The organism is Aquabacterium commune (genome assembly GCF_004362855.1).
Lineage (GTDB): Bacteria > Pseudomonadota > Gammaproteobacteria > Burkholderiales > Burkholderiaceae_C > Aquabacterium > Aquabacterium commune.
Window position 1 is genome coordinate 142441 of sequence record NZ_SNXW01000002.1, and the last position, 18653, is coordinate 161093.

Here is an 18653-nt window from a genome sequence, read left to right on the forward strand (position 1 = left end):
TTGAACATGGGATGCTGCGGACAAACCACCTCGACGGCCTCGGCCGGATCGGGCCCCACCACGCTGGACACCGGCAAGCGCGTCAACTACACGCAGGGCATGCTGCTGGGCGTGGACGACTTCGTGCAGGAGCAGGCCTGGGGCATCGCCCGACGGCATGAGCTGGCGCGCGAGCTGCTGGGCTACGGCACGGTGCGCGGCCTGCAAGTCACGCTCGATGCCGGCGCACCGCGCGTGCGCGTCTCGCCCGGCATGGCCTGGACGCCCTCAGGCACGCCGGTGTGCGTGAACACCGAACAGTGCTGCAACGTCAACGACTGGCTCGCCGCCCACCAGGCCGAGTTCAAGTCCAGCCTGGTCGGCAACCCAGCGCCGCTGAGCCTGTACGTCGTGCTGGCCTACAACGCCTGCCTCACCGACCCCGTGCCCGTGCCCGGCGAGCCCTGCCGCAGCGAAAGCGAGCTGCTGGCCAACTCGCGCATCGCCGACTGCTTCAGCCTCACGCTGCGCCTGGATCCGCCACCGCAAATCGAAGAAGACGCCATCCGCGACTTCGCCGACTGGCTGGCCAAGGTGCCGGTGGACGCGGCCTCGCCGCCGCTGTCCGAAGCCGATTTCCTCGACCAGCTGCGCGAGGCCGCCCAGGCCTGGCTGGCGCCTGTCTCGCCCTCGCCGGCCGACTACATGTTCGGCTCGCCACCGCTGGGCCTGGACAGCACCGACGGCCTGCTGCGCGCCGCCTTGCGCCTGTGGGTCACCGAGCTGCGCCAGCTCTGGCGCGCCCGCTACGGGTGCGGCCCCAACCCCATCCCGCCGGGCACGCAAGACGACGCCGTGCTGCTGGCCCGCATCGACCTGAAGGTCTTCACCCACACCCTGGAGGCCGACACGGGCATCGCCCTGTCGCAAGACGCGCGCCCCGTGCTGCTGAGCCTGCGCATGCTGCAGGAGCTCATCACCCAGAACCCCGCGCCCGAACCCGGCAACGCCATCGTCGAAGAGCGCAGCTTCGGCCAGGCCTCGACCCCCGGCAGCAGCACCGCCTACGCCCGCGCCGACCACAGCCACGGCACACCCGTGCTGCCCGACCTGGCGGGTGACGTCACCGGCCCGATCACCGCCAACGAGGTCGTGGCCCTGCGCGGCCGCGCCATCGACGCCACCGCACCCACCGAGCGCGATGTGCTGGCACTGACCGCCGCCGGACACTGGGCCCCCGCACCGCTGCCCCAGGCCGCCAACACGCTGCCTGCGGCCGAGACCTTCGGCGCCACCGGCAGCGCTGGCACCCAAGCCAGCTTTGCCCGCGCCGACCACGTCCACCCCATGCCCGTGCTGCCGCCGCTGCCTGCGCTGGCGGGCGACGTCACCGGCGCCATCGGCGACAACACCGTCACCGCGCTGCAAAGCGTGGCCGTGGCCGACACCGCCCCCACCGCGGGCCAGGTGCTGATGTGCCAGAGCACGCTGCCCAGCGCAGGTCCCGGCCGACCACGCCCGCCCAACCTGGTCTGGACACCCGTGACCCTGCCCAGCCTGGGCGACATCCCCACGGCCGCCACCACCGCGCCCAGCGGCCTGGTGTTCGGCAGCGCCAGCCAGGTCGGCACCGCCAGCGACTACGCCCGCGCCGACCACCAGCACGGCCTGCCGCTGCTCGGTGGCGATGTGCAAACCGACAGTGCCAGTGAGCTGACCATCGTCGCGCTGCAACGCCAGCCGCTCAAGGCTGATTCGCCCAACAAAGGCGATGTGCTCACCTTCAATGGCGAGGCCTGGGTGCCTGGCGAGGGCGGGGCAGCAAGCGCAAGCCCCGTGCAGGTCATTGCCGCTGGCGTGCTGGAGATGACCATCGCCAACGGCAAGCCCTCGGTGACAGCCACCTTCATCAGCCACGCGTTCAAGGTGCGCGTGCGCTCCGTGAAAGAGAACACCGCCGTGCTGGGCCTGCAGCTCAACGACCTGCCAAAGGTGAAAGACGGCGCGGTGCGCCTGGACCACATCGTGCTGCTGACGCCGCTGTTCGACCCCAAGCAGCCGCCCGTGCTGGCCTACCTGCAGACGCTGGAATCGGCCAGCGATGGCAACAACCTGGCCGCCGACATCGTGCTGCTGCTCAACCAGGCGTTTGTGGACGGCACGTACGCCGTGCAGTTCCAGATCACCCGCATCCAGACCCCTGTTCTGACGTGAGGCTGCCATGAGCGACGACACCCTGCTGGGCACCCCGATCACGGACGAGGCCATCGCCGCCGTCCACTTCTTCAACGGCCGCCTGCTCACCAGCCGCGACCTCTCGCGCGAGCAGGACGCCCGCCGCACCGCCGACGCCCGCGTGGGCGCGGCCACGGGCGGCGGCATCGCCTGGGGGCTGGAGGTCAATGCCAGCGGCACCGGCGCGGGAACCAGCACAGGCAACGTGCGCGTGGACCCGGGCCTGGCCTTGGGGCTGGCCGGCAACAGCCTCAAGCTGGCACGGCCCTTCACGGTGACGCTGGTGCAGCCGCCGTCCACCACCACGGCCTCGTCGGACGGCAGCTTCACGCCCTGCAAGCCGCTGGGCCCGGGCACCTACGTGGCCGGCGACGGGCTGTTCCTGCTGACGCTCGCCCCCATCGACCAGCCCCATGACCTGGCGCCCGTGCTGGCCATCGACAACAGCCGCACGCGCTGCAACACCGACGTCATGCTCGAAGCCGTGCAGCTGCGCCTGCTGCGCGTCAACGACTTCAACGCCACCGGCACCGACGCCCGCGCCGTGGCCCGCCTGCGCAACGAGGTCGCCTACGACTGCTTCGGTGCGAAGCCCCGCCAGAGCGCCCATGGCCAGCCCCTGACCAGCGCGGTGCGCATGGCCTCGCAGCAGGTGATGCCGCTGGGCCTGATCGACCGCATGCGCGTGGACGGCAGCCTCAGCCTGTGCGAGGTGCCGCTGGCGCTGATTTACATGGTGGGCGACGCGGTCGTGTTCATCGATGGGCAGTCCGTGCGCCGCCGCGTGGCCGCCGCCGGCGCCACCGTGCCCTGGGCACCCTGGCTGGGCGAGCGCCTGCAGGCCACCACCGAGGCCCAGTTCGCACAGTTCCAGGAGCAGGTGGCCGACACCCCCGCTGTGCTGGCCGAGGCCGCCACGCAATCCCTGAGTTGGCTGCCCCCGGCCGGCTTCCTGCCGGCAGCCACCGACTGGCGCCGCTTCCTGGGGGCCCGCGCCCCGGCGCGCGAGGTGCCCCTGTCGGCAGGCGATGCCCCCGAGGTGCTGGCCAGCGCCCTGGCCTGCGACCCAGTGCAACTGGCGCAAACCAGCGACGACACGCGCTTTCGCATCTACCGCATCGGTGGCACGGCCGCAGGGCCCTTGCTCTTCGTGCGCGACAGCCGCCGCATCCGACACGCCGAGCAAATCTGGCTGGATGGCCTGCGCGCCGACCTGCCCGGTGTGAGCGATGTGCAAAGCGCCATCGACACCCTGCGCAACGGCACCTGCCTGCACACCGTGCTGCGCCCCGGCATGGACTTCGCCCGCGTCGAGCGCGCCCTGGCCGACCAGAGCGTGGTCAGCGTCTGCTTCGAGCCCGGCCTCTACGAGCTGGACCAGCCCCTGAGCTTCACCCGCATCGACCGCCTCAGCATCCAGGGCCATGGGGCGCTGCTGCGCTGCGCAGGCAGCGAGCAGGTGCTCGTCGTCGTGGGCGGCGGCAGCGTGGACATCGACGGGCTGGCGCTCGAAGGCGGCAAGGTCACGGTGGGCGGCACGGCCAACACGGCGCACGGCCTGGGCGGTGCGCTGACCGTGCGCGACACCCGCGTGGTGCGCATCCGCGGCGTGAGCGCCAGCACGCGCGATGGCGACGCGCTGGGCGCCTGCGGCATCCACGTGCGGCTCAATGAGCCGGCCGACACCCAGACGCCCGAGCGCTGGCTGCGCGTGCACATCAGCGACTGCGAGGTGCGCGTGGGCGCGCGGCAAAGCGGCATCCTCTGCCTCAACGCCGACGAGGCCCACCTGCACGACAACCACATCCGCGCCCTCGATGCGCAGCGCCCGATGCAGCGCGGCATCACCGTGGCGGGCCAGCGCGCAGGCGACATCCAGGTCACACGCAACCAGGTCTGGGATGCCATCGAAGGCATCACCATCGCCACCTCGGACACCAGCGGCAAAGACAGCCCCGCCCTGCAGACCGAGCGGTTGGAGCTTGCACACAACCGCGTGCGCGTGCAACTGGCCGGCATCGAGCGCCACGAGAGCCGCTACGGCCTGTTCGTGGGCAATGTGGCCTCGGCCCGGGTGCAGCGCAACGAGGTCCATGGCGACCCCGAGCAAGCCGCCGAACTGCCGCTGCACGGCATCCGCATCGCGGGTGTGTTCGGGCCGCAGGTGCTGGTGCGCGACAACCGCCTGCAAGGCACGGCCATCGGCATCCGCTTCCAGCCCAGCAGCTACGCGCACGAACAGACGCTGTGGGTGATGGAAGCCAATGTGGGCGAAGGCCTGCTCGGCCAGGAGCCGCGCGGCAACCTGATCGTCATCGACGAGAAATGGTTCAAGCGGGTCATCCTGCGCGACAACGTGGAACTGCCGTGACCTGGCGCAAGCCCACCACGCCGATGGCAAGCTGGGGATTGACGGCCTCGCTGCGCAAGCGCAATCTCGCACACACCATGCTTGACGCGACGGTACGCGGGGCCGGGTGTGCGAGTGGGTGGCGGCGTGTCCTGTCTCGGTGGGCTGATGTCTTCCGGTTCTGCGATGCTTCCGTGCCCACGATCGGCAACGGCTTCGGGGTTCGAATCCCTGGTGTGGAGGGGAGTGCTGCCCAAGCCCTCCCCGCTCTGATTTTTCCCGCAGGCCCTGGGGCGGAGGCCGCATGAGCGCCACAGCGTCGCGCATCGACCGGGTCCGCGTGGTGGTGGCGCCCGGCACGCAGGCCTCGGCATGGACCCCACGCCTGCGACACGCGCTGGCCCACTGGCTGGACACCGCCGAGGCCCAGCGACACGATCTGCCGAGCGACGCCATCGTGTTGATCAGGCAGGTGAAAACCTCCTGGCGCGCCGTTCAACAGGCTGGACAAGCAACGGTGCAACCACCTTCGTTGAGCGCAGCCTTGCACAGCGCCCAACATGGCTTGGCCCTCTCTGGCGCGCCCGCAGGCGCCGGCTGCCCGGCCGTGTGGTTTGGCAACGAGGCCGAGGTGCTGGCCGGCCTGGCCCGCGACGCCCTGAGCGGTTCGCTGGCGCAACGCTGGTGGTGGCGCCAACTGGTGGGCCGCCCTGTTCACGACGAGGTGGTGCAGCAGCGCTGGGTGGCATCGCCCCGGCACGTGCCCCTGGCACTGAGCCTCTTGCACACCGAGCGGCAAGACACCCCCTGGCTGCGCCACATGGACGCGGGCCACCGCGAGGCGATGTTGCAGGCCCTGGCATCGGCCTTCCCGACCGACGCGGCCGTGCTGGCCTGGGTGCGCCACGGGGTCACGCTGCCCCAGGGCCCCAACGATGGCGATGCCGCCTGGCGCCTCGCACGGCTGTGCGCCGCCCTGGTCCACCGCCCGCACGATGCAGCCCATGGTGGCAACTTCCTGACCAGGCACGCCCAGGCACTGGGCCACGCCAGCCACGCCAGCCCGACCCTGCACGCAGGCGGCACAGATGGCGCGCGCGCCCCGGACGACATCGGCGGCACCCATGCTTCCGCCTGGACGAGGACGCCCCCGCCCGCAGGCACCTGGGGCGCTCAGACCCACCTTGACACCATTGAAGCCGGTGGGGCCGGTGGGGCCGCCGGCCCCACGCCGGACGCTGTCGGCCCCACGGCCCAGCACGCAAGCCGGGCACACGCATCGCAAGGCGGCACGGGCCACGGGCACGCCACCGACCACGCCCGTGCCCAGCATCGCGACAACGCACCTGGCCGAACCGTCCACGATGCCCTCACGGCGGGTGCCCAGCCACAGACGCCCTCACCTTCACCGGCACATTCACTGGCACATTCACTGGCACATCCACCTCCACCCTCAAGCACCTTGGGCCGCGCTGACATCCAAACCCCACTCGCGCCCACCTCGGCCGATGCACCAGCGCCCCACACGCCCGACCTCAGCAGCCAGCGCAGCGCAGCCCCATCGCGGGAAGATGGCGCCCAGGCACTGGACCACGCAGCGCACCCCCCCGCTGACGACGCCCCCCAGACCCACAGGTCCAGCACCCACCACCCTCGCCCCTTGGCAGACCGCGACCCTGCCCGGGTGGCAACGACAGGGGCACTGCCCAGGGCTGCATCCCGCACCGACACACCGCATGCCGGGCTGTTCTTCCTGCTCAACGCCGCCATCGGCCTGGGCTGGTACGGTGATTTCACCCAGCCTCAGCACCAGGGGCTGGACGCTTCACCCTGGCAGTTCCTGCGCGCGGCCGGACAGGCGCTGCTGGGCCACCGCTGGCACGACGACCCCTTGCACGGCTGGCTGATGGCCATGGACCCCAACCCCGTGCCGTCGGCTGAACTGCGCCCGCTCTGGCCCAAGCTGCGCACACGCCTCTCGCTGGCGATGGGCTTGCCGCGCACACAGGCCGTTCAGCTCACCGTGCGCCTGCCCGGCCAGGTGCGCCTGCGCCCCGGCCGCGTGGACGTGCATGCGCCGCTGGCCCAGCTGCCCCTGGCCGTGCGCATGGCCGGCCTGGACCGCGACATCGGCTGGCTGCCCGCCGCTGGCCTGGACATCCGCTTCCATTTCGAGGCCGGGACACCATGATGCGCACACCGCCGTCATCACCCCTTGCACCACCGCCCGCTGCGCTGAGCGATGCCCGCGTGGCCCACCTGTGGCGCACCCGCACCGTGCTGGCCCTGCTGCGCGCAGGCCTCGGCACGCACGGCGACATGGCCGCCTGGCTGGAGCGCCACCCGGTGCTGCAAGCCGTGCTCGACGACGCTGCCGACGCCGGCCTGGACGACCTCAAGCTGGACGAAGGCATCGCCCGCCTCGATGCCCTGCTGTCCATCCAGACGCACAGCGCCCTGGGCCGGCTGCAGCAATCGCTGGGGCTGGACGCCGATGGCCTGAGCTGCTGGGTGGCCGCGGCCCTGAGCGACGACGACCCGCGCCTGGCGCCCGTCATCGACGACCTGCACGGACAAGGTGGGCGCATCACCCGCGCCACCCTGGTCAGCCTGTGTGGGCCGCAAACCGCCGCCCTGGCCCTGCAGGCCTTGCACCACGCCCACGCCCTGCTGGCCGACCAGCGCTGCTGGGTGGCCGATGCGGCGCTGTGGGCCCTGGCCTGCGGCCTGCCACCGCCGCCCGGCACCTGGCAACACCTGCCGCACAGCGCGCTGCCCAGGCTGGACGAGCTCATCCTGCCCGAAACCTGGCGCCAGCGGCTGCGCGCCGCCGCCCAGCAGGGCCATGGCATGGTCCAGCCCGCGCCGCAGCCCCCGACAAGCCGCGGCGTGTGCTGGCTGCTGCGCGGCAGCCCTGGCAGCGGGCGCCACAGCCTGGCCGCGGCCCTGGCCCAATCCGCCGGACTGGGCCTGGTGATGCCGGTGATCGACGCCAGCAGGGCGCTGTCAGACGGCACAGCGCATGGCACGGCACATGGCGCGGCACATGGCGCGGCACACGACACGGCACACACCCCGCCGGCCCATGCCAGCCTCTGCACCGCGGCCGTGCTGCTGGGCGCCATGCCCGTGCTGAGCCTGTCCCCCGCACCGGGCGAGCGCCTGCAACTGCCCGAGCCCCCGCTGCGCCTGGCGCACGCCCCCGGTCAAGCGCCGCTGATGGCCGTGCGCCTGCCACGCCACGGTGGCCTGGGCATGCCGGGCTGGGACACCCGCCAGATCGACCTGACGCCCCCCGATGCCACCGAGCGGCACCGGCACTGGCAACGCGCCCTGGGCACCGACGTGCCCCCCGAAGTGCTGGGCCTGCGCCTGCCACGCGGCACCCTGCACCGCGTTGCGCGCGCGGCGCAAGGCGAGCACATGGGCACCCTCGACACCCTGGGCACCCTGGGCGCCCAGGCCAGCCCGGCCTGGATGGCCACCATCGTGTCGCACCTGGAGGCGCAAGGCCGCTTCGCGCTGGATGGCATCGCGCGGCGCATGCCCGACGTGCGCGCCGAGGAAGCCCTGGCCCTGCCCGCCGACGCCCAGGACGAGTTCGATGCGCTCGTGGCCCGCTGCCGCCACCGCGACGCCCTCGCCGAGGCCCTGCCCGCGGCCTTCGGTCACGCCAGCGGCGTGCGTGCGCTGTTCAAAGGCGCCAGCGGCACGGGCAAGACGCTCGCGGCACGCCACCTCGCCACCGCCCTGGGCCGGCCGCTTTACCGCGTGGACCTGGCCGCCACCGTGAGCAAGTACATCGGCGAAACCGAGCGCAACCTGGAGCGCGTCTTCGAGGCCGCCGAGTCCCTCGACATCGTGCTGCTGCTCGACGAAGGCGATGCCTTGCTGGCCGGGCGCACCCAGGTCGGCAACGCCACCGACCGCTACGCCAACCACGAGACCAACTACCTGCTGCAGCGCCTGGAACACTACAGCGGCGTGCTGGTGGTGACCACCAACGCGGCCGAGCGCATCGACACGGCGTTCTCCCGCCGCATGGACGTCACCCTCGACTTCCCCCTGCCCGACGCCCTCACCCGCCTGGCGCTGTGGCAGGCGCACCTGGGGCACCTGGGGCCAGCGCTGCACCCTGAGCACCATGACGATGCAGCCGCAGCACAGTGGCTCGATGGCCTGGAGCGCGTCGCCCTGCGCTGTGCCTTGTCGGGCGGGCAGATCCGCAACGCCGCGCTGCACGCCACCTTGCTGGCGCTGGACGGCACGGGCCGCATCGGCCCCCATGAGCTGCGCCTGGCGCTGGAGCGCGAGTACCGCAAGGTCGGCCAGCAGTGCCCCTCGCTGGACGAGGTGTTCTGAGCATGGCCGCCCTGCTGTCCGCCCTGCACGCTGCGCCGGTGATTCGCCAGGCTGAATCGGCGGCTGGGTCCACGCCCGCCTTCCGCAGCGGCCATGACAACGGCCACGACAGCAGCAGCCAGCACACCACCGTGCAGCGAACGACCGTCCAGCGAACCACCGTGCAACGCGCGGCCATGCGCGTGTCCTCCCCAACCGACACGGCCGAGCGCGAGGCCAGCGACGTGGCACGCCGCGTGGTGCAGATGCCCACCCCGGCGGTGCACCGGCTGGCGGCCCCTGCATCGTCGGCATCACTGGCCCGCAGCCCTGCCAGCGCCCAGCGCATCGTGGCGCGCAGCCAGATCGCCAGAGACGGGAGCGGCAGCGTCGGGCCCGCCACGGCCGCGCGCATCCAGGCCAGCCGCGGCGGCGGTCAGGGCCTGTCGGTGCCGCTGCGCCGCTTCATGGAACCGCGCTTCGGCGCCGACTTCTCCCAGGTGCGCATCCACACCGACGCCCGCGCCCAGCAACTCGCCCGCGGTCTGAGCGCGCGCGCCTTCACCACCGGGGGCGACATCTTCTTCGGCGCCGGACAGTACCAGCCCGAGACGACCGAGGGCCGCGAGCTGATCGCGCACGAACTCACGCACACCGTCCAGCAAGGTGCCGCCTCGCGCCAGACGGGAGGATCTGCGCAGCGGGACATCCAGCGAGACGTCCAGGCCGGCCACATCGCCGAATCGATCACAGCGCAGCCCGCGGGCCTGGTCCAGCGCCTGGGCCTGTCCGACATCCTCGATGGCCTGGCCGACCTCGCCGCCAACGTGCCGGGCTACACCCTGCTGACGCTGGTCATCGGGCGCAACCCCATCAACATGCGCGCGGTCGAGCGCAACACCGTCAACCTGCTGCGCGCCTTCATCGGCCTCATCCCTGGCGGCGAGCTGCTCTTCCAGGTGCTGCAGCGCCAAGGCATCGTCACGCGCATCGCCACCTGGGTCGATGGCCAGACCGCCGCGCTGGGCCTGAACTTCCAGACCGTGCGCGACGCCTTCACGCGCTTCACCGACTCGCTGAGCTGGAGCGACATCTTCAGCCCCGGCGACGTGTGGCGGCGCGCCCAGGCCATCTTCACGCCCATCGTCTCGCGGGTCACCGGCTTCGTGGGCGGGCTCATCACCCAGGCCATCACCTGGCTGAAAGAGACCTTCATGGCGCCGCTGTCGGACTTCTGCCGACAGATCCCCGGCTACGGCCTGGTGACGGTGCTGCTGGGCCGCGACCCCTTCACCAACGCCCCGGTGCCGCGCACGGCGATGACGGTGGTGCGGGCGTTTGCCGAGTTCATCCCCGGCGGCACCGAGAAGGTGGACCAGCTCGTGCAGTCCGGCGCGCTCGACCGCGCCTACGCCTGGTTCCAGCAAGAAACCAGCGCGCGCAACCTGACCTGGAGCCGCGTCACCGGCACCTTCGGCGCGGCCTGGGCCTCGCTGCAGCTCAGCGATGTGATGCACCCCATCGACACGATCACCCGCATCGTCGGCCTGTTCCGCCCCTTGATGAGCGACCTGATCGGCTTCGCTGGTGCGGCGCTGATGAAGCTGCTGGAGCTGATTTATGAGGCGGCCATGGGCGCGGGCGGTCGGCGCATCCTGGCCATCCTGATGCGGGCGCGCGCCACCTTCGTCACCATCATCCGCAACCCGGTGGGCTTCCTGCGCAACCTGATGGGCGCCATCGGCCAGGGCATCCGCCAGTTCATGGGCAACATCCTCACCCACCTGCGCGACGGTGTCATCCGCTGGCTGACCGGCCCGGTGGCCGCGGCCGGCGTGCAAGTGCCCGAGCGCTGGGACCTGCAGGGCATCGTCGGCTTCGTGCTGCAGATCCTGGGCTTGAGCTGGCAGCGCGTGCGCGGCAAGCTGGTCGCGCTCATCGGCGAGCCGGCCATGGCCACGATGGAGCGCGGGCTGCAGTTCATCCGCGATGTCCGCGACCGCGGCCTGGTGGCCACCTTGCGCGAGCGCGTCAGCGAGTTCTTCGGCAACCTGCGCGAATCGGCCCTGGGCGCCATCCGCAGCTTCATCCAGCAGCGCCTGGTGCAGGCCGGCATCCAGCAGTTGCTGTCGCTGCTCAGCCCGGTGGGGGCCATCGTCCAGGCCATCATCAAGACCTACACCACCGTCCAGTTCTTCGTCCAGAAGATCAACCAGATCCTGGACCTGGTGGAGGCCATCGTGGACTCGATCTCGGCCATCGCCTCGGGCGCGGTCAGCGCGGCGGCCAACTTCGTCGAGCGCACCATGGCGCGCACCATCCCCGTCATCCTCGACTTCCTGGCGCGCTTCATCGGCCTGGGCGATGTCGGCGCGCAGGTGCAGACCACCATCCGCAACCTGCAGGGCTCGGTGGACCGCATGCTGGACCGGGCGGTGGCGTGGATCCGGCGGCAGGCCGGCAACCTGGCCAGCCGCGTGCTGGGTGGCGACCCCAGCCGGCCACCGGCCGAACGCGTGCGTCTGGCCGTGGCCGAGGGCAAGCAAGCCTTGCAGCGCTTCGGTGGCCAGCGCGTGGGGGCGCTGGTGTTGCGCCCACTGCTGGCGGCCATCCGCGTGCGCCATGGGCTGACGCAACTGGACGTCGTGGCCCGAGGCAACACCTGGGCCGTGCGAGGCGTCATCAACCCCACGTTCGAAGACGGCACCAACGTCCTGGTCATCCCGGAGGGCAACGCCAACGAATGGCCCACGGGCTCGGCCGTGGACCCGATCCCCATCAAATGGTTCAAGTCACGCGACAGCCTCTACCCCACGCTGAAGCTGCGCAACGGCGCCGACCGCACGCCGCGCCAGGGCATCCGCCTGCCGGCCATCGACCGCACCGAAGAACGCCTGCTGCAGGTCGAAGACGCCAACTTCATGGCCGTGGGCGACAAGATCCGCCGCCAGCCTCGGGGCAGCGAAGGCGTGAAGGCGCAGGTGCGCAACCACATCGAAAAACTCCGCGCGCTCAGCCCGAGCGACCCGCAGCACATCAGCTTCACCGGCCAGAACGACTACGCCATCGACCACGTCCGCGACCTGACCTGGCGCGGCAACGACGACCTGGGCAACCTGTGGCCGCTGGCCACCCACAAGAACAGCGCCATCAACGCGTCGCACAACCAGCGCGTGCGGGTGCGCGAGGGCAACACCGTGCGCACCAACGCCGTGTCCACCTTCCCGGACCGCTACTTCATCATCAAGAAGATCACCACCTCCGTGCCCAGCTCATCGAGCGACCACGGCAGCTCGAACGACCACCCCATCAACAGCGGGGAAGGTGACATCCCCAAGCGATCGACATGAACATCGCCAACCCGCTGCCGGCCCCCATGGCTGAACCAGCCCCCACGCTGGTCCTCAGCGGCTTCGAAGGGCGCCACCGCGGCGCCACCCTCGTCGTCTGCGGCTGCGGCACCTCGCTCACCGCGGAGGTGGCCGAACAAGCCGCGCGGCACGGCTGGGTCACCATCGGCGTCAACGACGTGGGCCGCCTGTTCACGCCCGACTACCTGGTGGTGCTCAACCCGCCGCGCCAGTTCCGCGGCGACCGTTTCACACACGTGCGCAACGCACAGGCACGCGCCCTGTTCACGCAGCTTTCGCCGCAGGTGCTGGGCCCGGTGAACGCGCCGCTGGTGCAGATCACACTGGGCGCCAACGGGGGCACCGAGATCGGCCACGACGGCAGCCTGCCGCACACGCAGAATTCGCCCTACGTGGCGGTGTGCCTGGCCGTGCTGATGGGCGCCAAACGCATCGGCCTGATCGGGGTGGACTTCACCGAGCACCACTTCTTCGCGCGCAGCGGCAGGCACCCCTTGAGCGCCCGCCTCGCCCGCATCGACCAGGAGTACGGCGCGCTGGCGCAAGCGCTGACCGCACGCGGCGTTGCGCTCGTCAACCTCAGCCCGGTGAGCCGGCTGCACAGCCTGCCGCGCCTGAGCCTGAGCGACTTCGCTGGCACAGCGGCCACCCTCGCGGTGCCCACCGCCGCCCATGACCCTGCACCTCACGTCACACCTCACGCCACACCTCACGCCACACCGAACATCGCCCCCCGCCCACGCCGCGTCTTCGTCGTCAACCACCGCTTCCTGACCTGTGGCGAGGTTTTCACCGATGGCCTGCGGCACGCCGCGCAAGCCTTGGGGCTGGCCCACGCCGACGCCAACTGGGACGACCCTCGCCTGCCCGAGAAGGTCGCGGCCTTCCAGCCCGACCTGCTGCTGGTGGTGCACGGGCGGCGCTTCGTGCAGCGCTGGGGGGAGCGCTGGGTCCATCGGTTTGGCAAAGCACACAGCGCCCCCTGGCACAGCGCCGTCTGGCTGGTCGATGAACCCTACGAGGTGGACGACACGGCCAGCTGGTCGCAGCACTTCGACACCGTCTTCGTCAACGACCCGGTCACGCTGCCACGCCACCAGAACGCCCACGCCCTGCCCATGGCCTTCGACCCGGTGCACTGCCACGAGGTGCTTGGGCCCCGGCGCCACCGCGTCGGCTTCATCGGCGGCAGCAACCCCACGCGCGAGCGCATGCTGCTGCGCCTGGCCGATGCCGGCCTGCTGAGTTACGTGGTCGGCGGCCCGTGGCGCTCGCCCGTGCTGCAGCGCCTGTGCCTGGCCAAGCACGTGCCGCACGCGCAGACGGCGGCGCTCTACCAACAGACCGACATCGTCGTCAACGTCTTCCGCGACCAGCACCACTTCAACGCGCAGGGGCTGGCTGGGCAGTCGCTCAACCCCCGCGTGGTCGAGGCCCTGGCCTGTGGCGCGCTGGTGGTGTCCGAGCCGCGCAGCGAACTGCTGCAGCACTTCCCCGAGTTGCCCGTGTTCGATGGCGATGAGGCCCTGGTGGCCACGGTGCAGCGCCTCTTGACCGACCGTGCTGAACACGAGCGCGTGCTGGCCGCCTGCCGCGCCCGGCTGACCCAGCACCGCTACCAGGACCGCCTGCAGGAGGCGCTGCGCGTGACGCTGGGAACCGAACACACCACAGGAGCCCCAGCGCCACACCCTTCCCTCCCAGCGGCTCCCTCAACCGATCCCTCAGCTGCCCCATCAACCGCTCCCATGCGCCCCGCCCTTCGCCGCCCCCCTGCCGTCCGGCCCGCCCTGCCCGACCTCTCCAGCCGCACCCGCGTGGCGCTGAACCTGCAGCCCCTGGTGGCCGCCCCCAAGCGCCACCTGCTCTACCACCTGTGGCCGGTGCGGGGCAGCACCTGGCGCTGGAACGTCGAACAGCTGCTGCAGCGCATCGACCTCTTCAACGGGCGGCGCATCGTGGCCATCGTCAGCGACGAGCGCACCGAAGACATGGCCGTGGTGCGCGCGGCCTTCGCCGGCCACGGCGTCAGCTTCATCGAAGGGCCCAACAGCGCGCACGGCGAGTCCGACACCTTCCCCCTGATGCTGGCCGAGCTGGCCCGCGAGCACCCGGACGACCTCGGCTTTTACGCCCACGCCAAAGGCGTGAAGTACGAGCCGCAGTGCCCGCCTGCCGTGCGCCGCTGGGCCGAGGTGCAGTACGCCGTCTCGCTCGACCGCTGGCCCGAAGTGCGCACCCACCTGGAACGCCACGCCATGACCGGCCTGCTGCGCCGCATGGGCCGCTACGCCAACCACGGCCATGTGGGCGACTGGCACTACAGCGGCACCTTCTTCTGGTTCCGCCACGACGCCGTCTTCCGCCGCGCCTGGCAGGACGTGCCGCGCTTTTACGGTGGCGTCGAAGCCTGGCCCGGCATGCTGTTCGCTGCGCCAGAAACCAGCTGCCTGCTGCTCGATGGCCTGAGCGAACGCCTGCGCGACCTGCCCTACCACGAGCGCTTCTGGCAGCAGCGCGGCAACCCGGCTTTCGCCCAGTGGCAGCGCGCCAAACAGGCCTTGCCCCCGCCCCCCGACCTGCTGCACCCGGCCCCTTTCGACGGCGAGGCATCGCCCCGGCTGGAGCAACGCCCCGAAGAATTCGCCTGGTGGCTGGACCAGCTCTTCGACAGCGGTGCGCAGCGCCTGCTGGTGGTGGCGCCCGCACACGACGGCGTGGCCGCCCATGTGCGCCGCGCCGCGGCCCGGCGCGGTCGCGCCATCGAGGTGCTGCACCTGCCCCGCGCCGACGCCCTGCCCGCGGGCGACCGCATCGATGCCGCCTTCATCGACGGCGACCACAGCTACGCGGCCTGCCGCCGGGACGCCGATGCCGCCCTGGCCGCCGGCGCCCGCCTGCTGGCGCTGCACGACATCGTCGATTCGGACTGGCACGCCGCCTCGCGCTGCTGCGTCAGCCGCGTCTGGGCCGAATTGACCGCGCAGCACCCGCAAGCCCAGGCGCGCATGGGCCCCGATTGGGGGGGCATCGGGCTCATCGCGGTGCCAGCCGCCGAGCTCTGAACCTTGTGCGCCGAGCGCCGAGCTCGGCGTGTGCAGCAAAAAGGTGCATGCACGGAGCTCTGAGCTCCGCACGCCGAGTTCTGAGCTCGGCACGCGGTGCAAAAAGGTGCGCGCGCCGAGCTTGGATCTCCGTGCACCGAGCTTTTTGCTCGGCTCACGCACCTTTCAAGTGCACTCACCGAGCTCTGAGCGCCGTGCGCCGAGTTCAGCGCTCGGTGCATGCACCTGGGAGGTGCGCGCATGCAGCTTGAAGCTCGGTGGGTGCAGTTCGGCGCACCATCGACGAAGCTCAGCGCTGCGCTTCGCCACACAGCCGTCGTATGCTCCGCGCATGCGACACCGCCTGAACATCAACGGCCAGGACCGCGAGGTCAACGTCCTCGGAGACACCCCGCTGCTGTGGGTGCTGCGCGATGCCCTCGACCTGGTCGGCACGAAGTACGGTTGCGGCATCGGCCAGTGCGGCGCCTGCACCGTGCATGTGGACGGCCAGCCGACACGCGCCTGCCAGCTGCCCGTGAGCGCGGTGGGCGCCCGCGCCATCACCACCATCGAAGGCCTGAGCCCCGTCGCGGGCCAGCCCGCCCACCCCGTGCAGCAAGCCTGGATGCGCCTGGACGTGCCGCAATGCGGCTACTGCCAGGCCGGCCAGATCATGGCCGCCGCCGCCCTCTTGCGCGACACCCCCCAGCCCACAGACGCCGACATCGACGCGGCCCTGGGCGGCCACCTCTGCCGCTGCGGCGCCTACCTGCGCATCCGCGCGGCGGTGCATCTGGCGGCAAAGATGGCTGCAAAGATGGCGCCCACCCCCCCATGAGCGCACGCCGCCAGTTCCTCCAGCACAGCGCCCTGCTGGGCAGTGGCCTGGCCCTGGCCTGCTTCCTGCCCACCCGCGGCGACACCCTGCCGCGCGTGCGCAAGCCCGTGCCCGCGCCCCTGCCCCCCGGCGCCGGGCCCGGCTTGCAGCCCCATGTGCTGCTGCGCATCGACACCCAGGGCCACATCACCCTGGTCTCCAAGCTGCCCGAGATGGGCCAGGGCGTGAAGACCTCGCTGCCCATGCTGATCGCCGAAGAGCTCGAAGCCGACTGGCGCGCCGTGCAGGTGGTCCAGGCCGATTTCGACGCGGCTTACGGCCCGCAAACCGCCGGCGGCTCCCAATCGGTGCCGCAGCACTTCGACGCCTTCCTGCGCCTGGGCGCCATGGCCCGCACCGTGCTGCTGCAAGCCGCGGCCGACACCTGGCAGGTGCCCGTGTCGGCCTGCCACGCCAAGCTCAGTGTGGTCCACCACGCACCATCGGGCCGACAACTGCGCTACGGCGAACTGGCCGCCCGGGCCGACCAGCTGCCCCTGCCCGATGCGGCCAGCGTGGTGCTCAAGCCCGCTGCCGCGCGCAGCCTGCTGGGCACGCGCGTGCCCGGTGTGGACAACGCCGCCATCGTCACCGGGCAGCGCCTCTTTGGCATCGACATCGCCCTGCCCGGCATGCTGCACGCCTGCTGCGTCAAGGCCCCGGCTTTCGGCGCCCGCGTGCGCCAGGCCAACCTCGACGAGGTCAAGCGCCAGCCCGGTGTGCGCGACGCCTTCGTCATCGACCAGGAGGCTGCGGGGCAAGACCTGCAGGGCCTCATGCCCGGCGTGGCCATCGTGGCCGAATCGACCTGGGCGGCGCAGCGCGCGCGCCGCGCCTTGCGCGTCGTCTGGGACGAAGGCCCGCACCTGGCCGTCACCCGCGAACACTGGCCAGAGCACCTGCGCCAGGCCCAGGCCTGGTTCGATGACGCGTCTGCGGCGTCTGCGACAACCACCGCCCACACCGTGCGCCGCGATGGCGATGTGGCCCAGGCCCTGGCCCAGGCCGCCCACCGCGCCGAGGCCACCTACCAGCACCCCTTCCTGCCCCACGCCACGCTGGAGCCCCAGAACGCCACCGCCTGGTGGCAAGGTGGGCGCATCGAACTCTGGGCGCCCACCCAGCACCCCGCGGGCGGCGTCAACCGCGTGGCCCGGCTGCTGGGCATCGCCCCGCGCAAGGTGACGCTGCACCTCACCCGTTGCGGCGGCGGCTTTGGCCGGCGCCTGGGTGCCGACTACCTGCTGGAGGCCGCGGCCATCGCCCGCCGGGTGAACGCGCCCGTCAAGCTGACCTGGAGCCGCGAAGACGACACCCAGCACGACCACTACCGCGCCGGCGGCATGCACCGGCTGCGTGGCGGTGTCGATGCCCAAGGCCGCCTCATCGCCTGGGAGCAACGCGCCGTGGGCTTTGCCAACCCGGCACAGCGCGATGGCAGCGGCCCGCTGGAGCCCGGCCCCGGCACCTTGCTGGGCGGCGACGAATTCCCCGCAGGCCTCGTGCCCCACGGCCTGTGGCTGCAGCACACGCGGGCCACCGGCGTGCCCCTGGGCGCCTGGCGCTCCCCCGGCAGCAATGTGTTCGCCTGGGTCAGCCAGAGCTTCCTGGACGAACTCGCCCACGCGGCCGGCCAGGACCCTTTGGCCTTCCGCCTGGGCCTGCTGAAAGGCACCAGCAACAGCACCAGCAACAGTGCCCACGCCCAACGCCAACGCACCGTGCTGCAAACCGCCGCACAGGCGGCCGGGTGGGGCACAGCCCTGCCCACTGCACCCGGCCTGCGCCGGGGCCGAGGCATCGCCAGCCACAGCAGCCAGGGTGGCCACGCGGCCATGGTCGTGGACATCACTGTGGATGCCGAAGGCCAACTGCGTGTGGACCGCGTCGTGGCCGCCGTCGATGTCGGCGCGCAGATCGTCAACCTCAGCGGTGCCGAGCAGCAAGTGCAAGGCGCCGTGGTCGATGGGCTCAGCGCGCTGTGGCACCAAGGGCTGGACATCGACGCCGGCCGCATCGTGCAAAGCAACTTCCACGACCTGCGCCTGCTGCGCCTGCCCGAAGCGCCCGCCCGCATCGACGTGCACTTCGTGCGCAGCCAGCACCCCAGCACCGGCCTGGGCGAGCCGGCCCTGCCCCCCGTGGCACCGGCCGTTTGCAACGCCATCTTCGCCGCCACCGGCGTGCGCATCCGCGACTGGCCCCTGGCACGCACCTCGCTGATTGGATGTGGGAATCCACATCGCGCGCCACCCCTCGCTTCGTCAAGCTCAAGCCCCTGGGTGATGGCTTCATCGCGCTGGTGCCGCTGATGAACAAGCTGGAGCGCCCCAGGCATCGCCCTGGCCGCGCACCGTGCGGATGGGGTCTGCCGACAGCCAGGCCCTCGACACCGGCATGCCCCCAACAAGCCTTCACGCAATGGGCACATCGCGCCTCCGATCAGACGAGGG

At 71.5% G+C, this 18653-nt stretch carries 8 protein-coding genes; all 8 read left to right on the top strand.

From position 1 onward, the window contains the following. Positions 1-6 precede the first annotated feature (6 nt). The 8 genes from EV672_RS04510 to EV672_RS04550 all read left to right on the top strand — a co-directional run bounded on the left by EV672_RS04510 (position 7) and on the right by EV672_RS04550 (position 18512). On the top strand, positions 7-2193 hold the full coding sequence (locus tag EV672_RS04510; protein WP_133606737.1) for a hypothetical protein: 2187 nt from the start codon (positions 7-9) through the stop codon (positions 2191-2193). 7 nt (positions 2194-2200) lie between these two features. After that, on the top strand, positions 2201-4585 hold the full coding sequence (locus EV672_RS04515) for a hypothetical protein (protein WP_133606739.1): 2385 nt from the start codon (positions 2201-2203) through the stop codon (positions 4583-4585). Between the two features lie 283 nt (positions 4586-4868). Further along, positions 4869-6755 carry a hypothetical protein gene (locus tag EV672_RS04520; protein WP_133606741.1) on the top strand — a complete coding sequence of 629 codons (1887 nt, stop codon included), beginning with the start codon at positions 4869-4871 and terminating at the stop codon, positions 6753-6755. Then, positions 6752-8926 (top strand): ATP-binding protein, encoded by a 2175-nt coding sequence (locus EV672_RS04525; RefSeq protein WP_133606743.1) that lies wholly within the window; start codon positions 6752-6754, stop codon positions 8924-8926. The genes EV672_RS04520 and EV672_RS04525 overlap by 4 nt, the downstream gene beginning before the upstream one ends. A gap of 2 nt (positions 8927-8928) precedes the next feature. Beyond that, positions 8929-12255: an eCIS core domain-containing protein gene (locus tag EV672_RS04530; RefSeq protein ID WP_133606745.1), complete on the top strand. Its 3327-nt coding sequence runs from the start codon at positions 8929-8931 to the stop codon at positions 12253-12255. Continuing rightward, positions 12252-15341 (top strand): CgeB family protein, encoded by a 3090-nt coding sequence (locus tag EV672_RS18675; RefSeq protein WP_166643446.1) that lies wholly within the window; start codon positions 12252-12254, stop codon positions 15339-15341. The genes EV672_RS04530 and EV672_RS18675 overlap by 4 nt, the downstream gene beginning before the upstream one ends. Before the next feature lie 331 nt (positions 15342-15672). After that, positions 15673-16161: a (2Fe-2S)-binding protein gene (locus EV672_RS04545; RefSeq protein ID WP_133606749.1), complete on the top strand. Its 489-nt coding sequence runs from the start codon at positions 15673-15675 to the stop codon at positions 16159-16161. After that, positions 16158-18512, top strand: a complete 2355-nt coding sequence (locus EV672_RS04550) for a xanthine dehydrogenase family protein molybdopterin-binding subunit (RefSeq protein ID WP_133606751.1) — start codon at positions 16158-16160, stop codon at positions 18510-18512. Before EV672_RS04545 ends, EV672_RS04550 begins: the two co-directional genes overlap by 4 nt. Positions 18513-18653 lie beyond the last annotated feature (141 nt).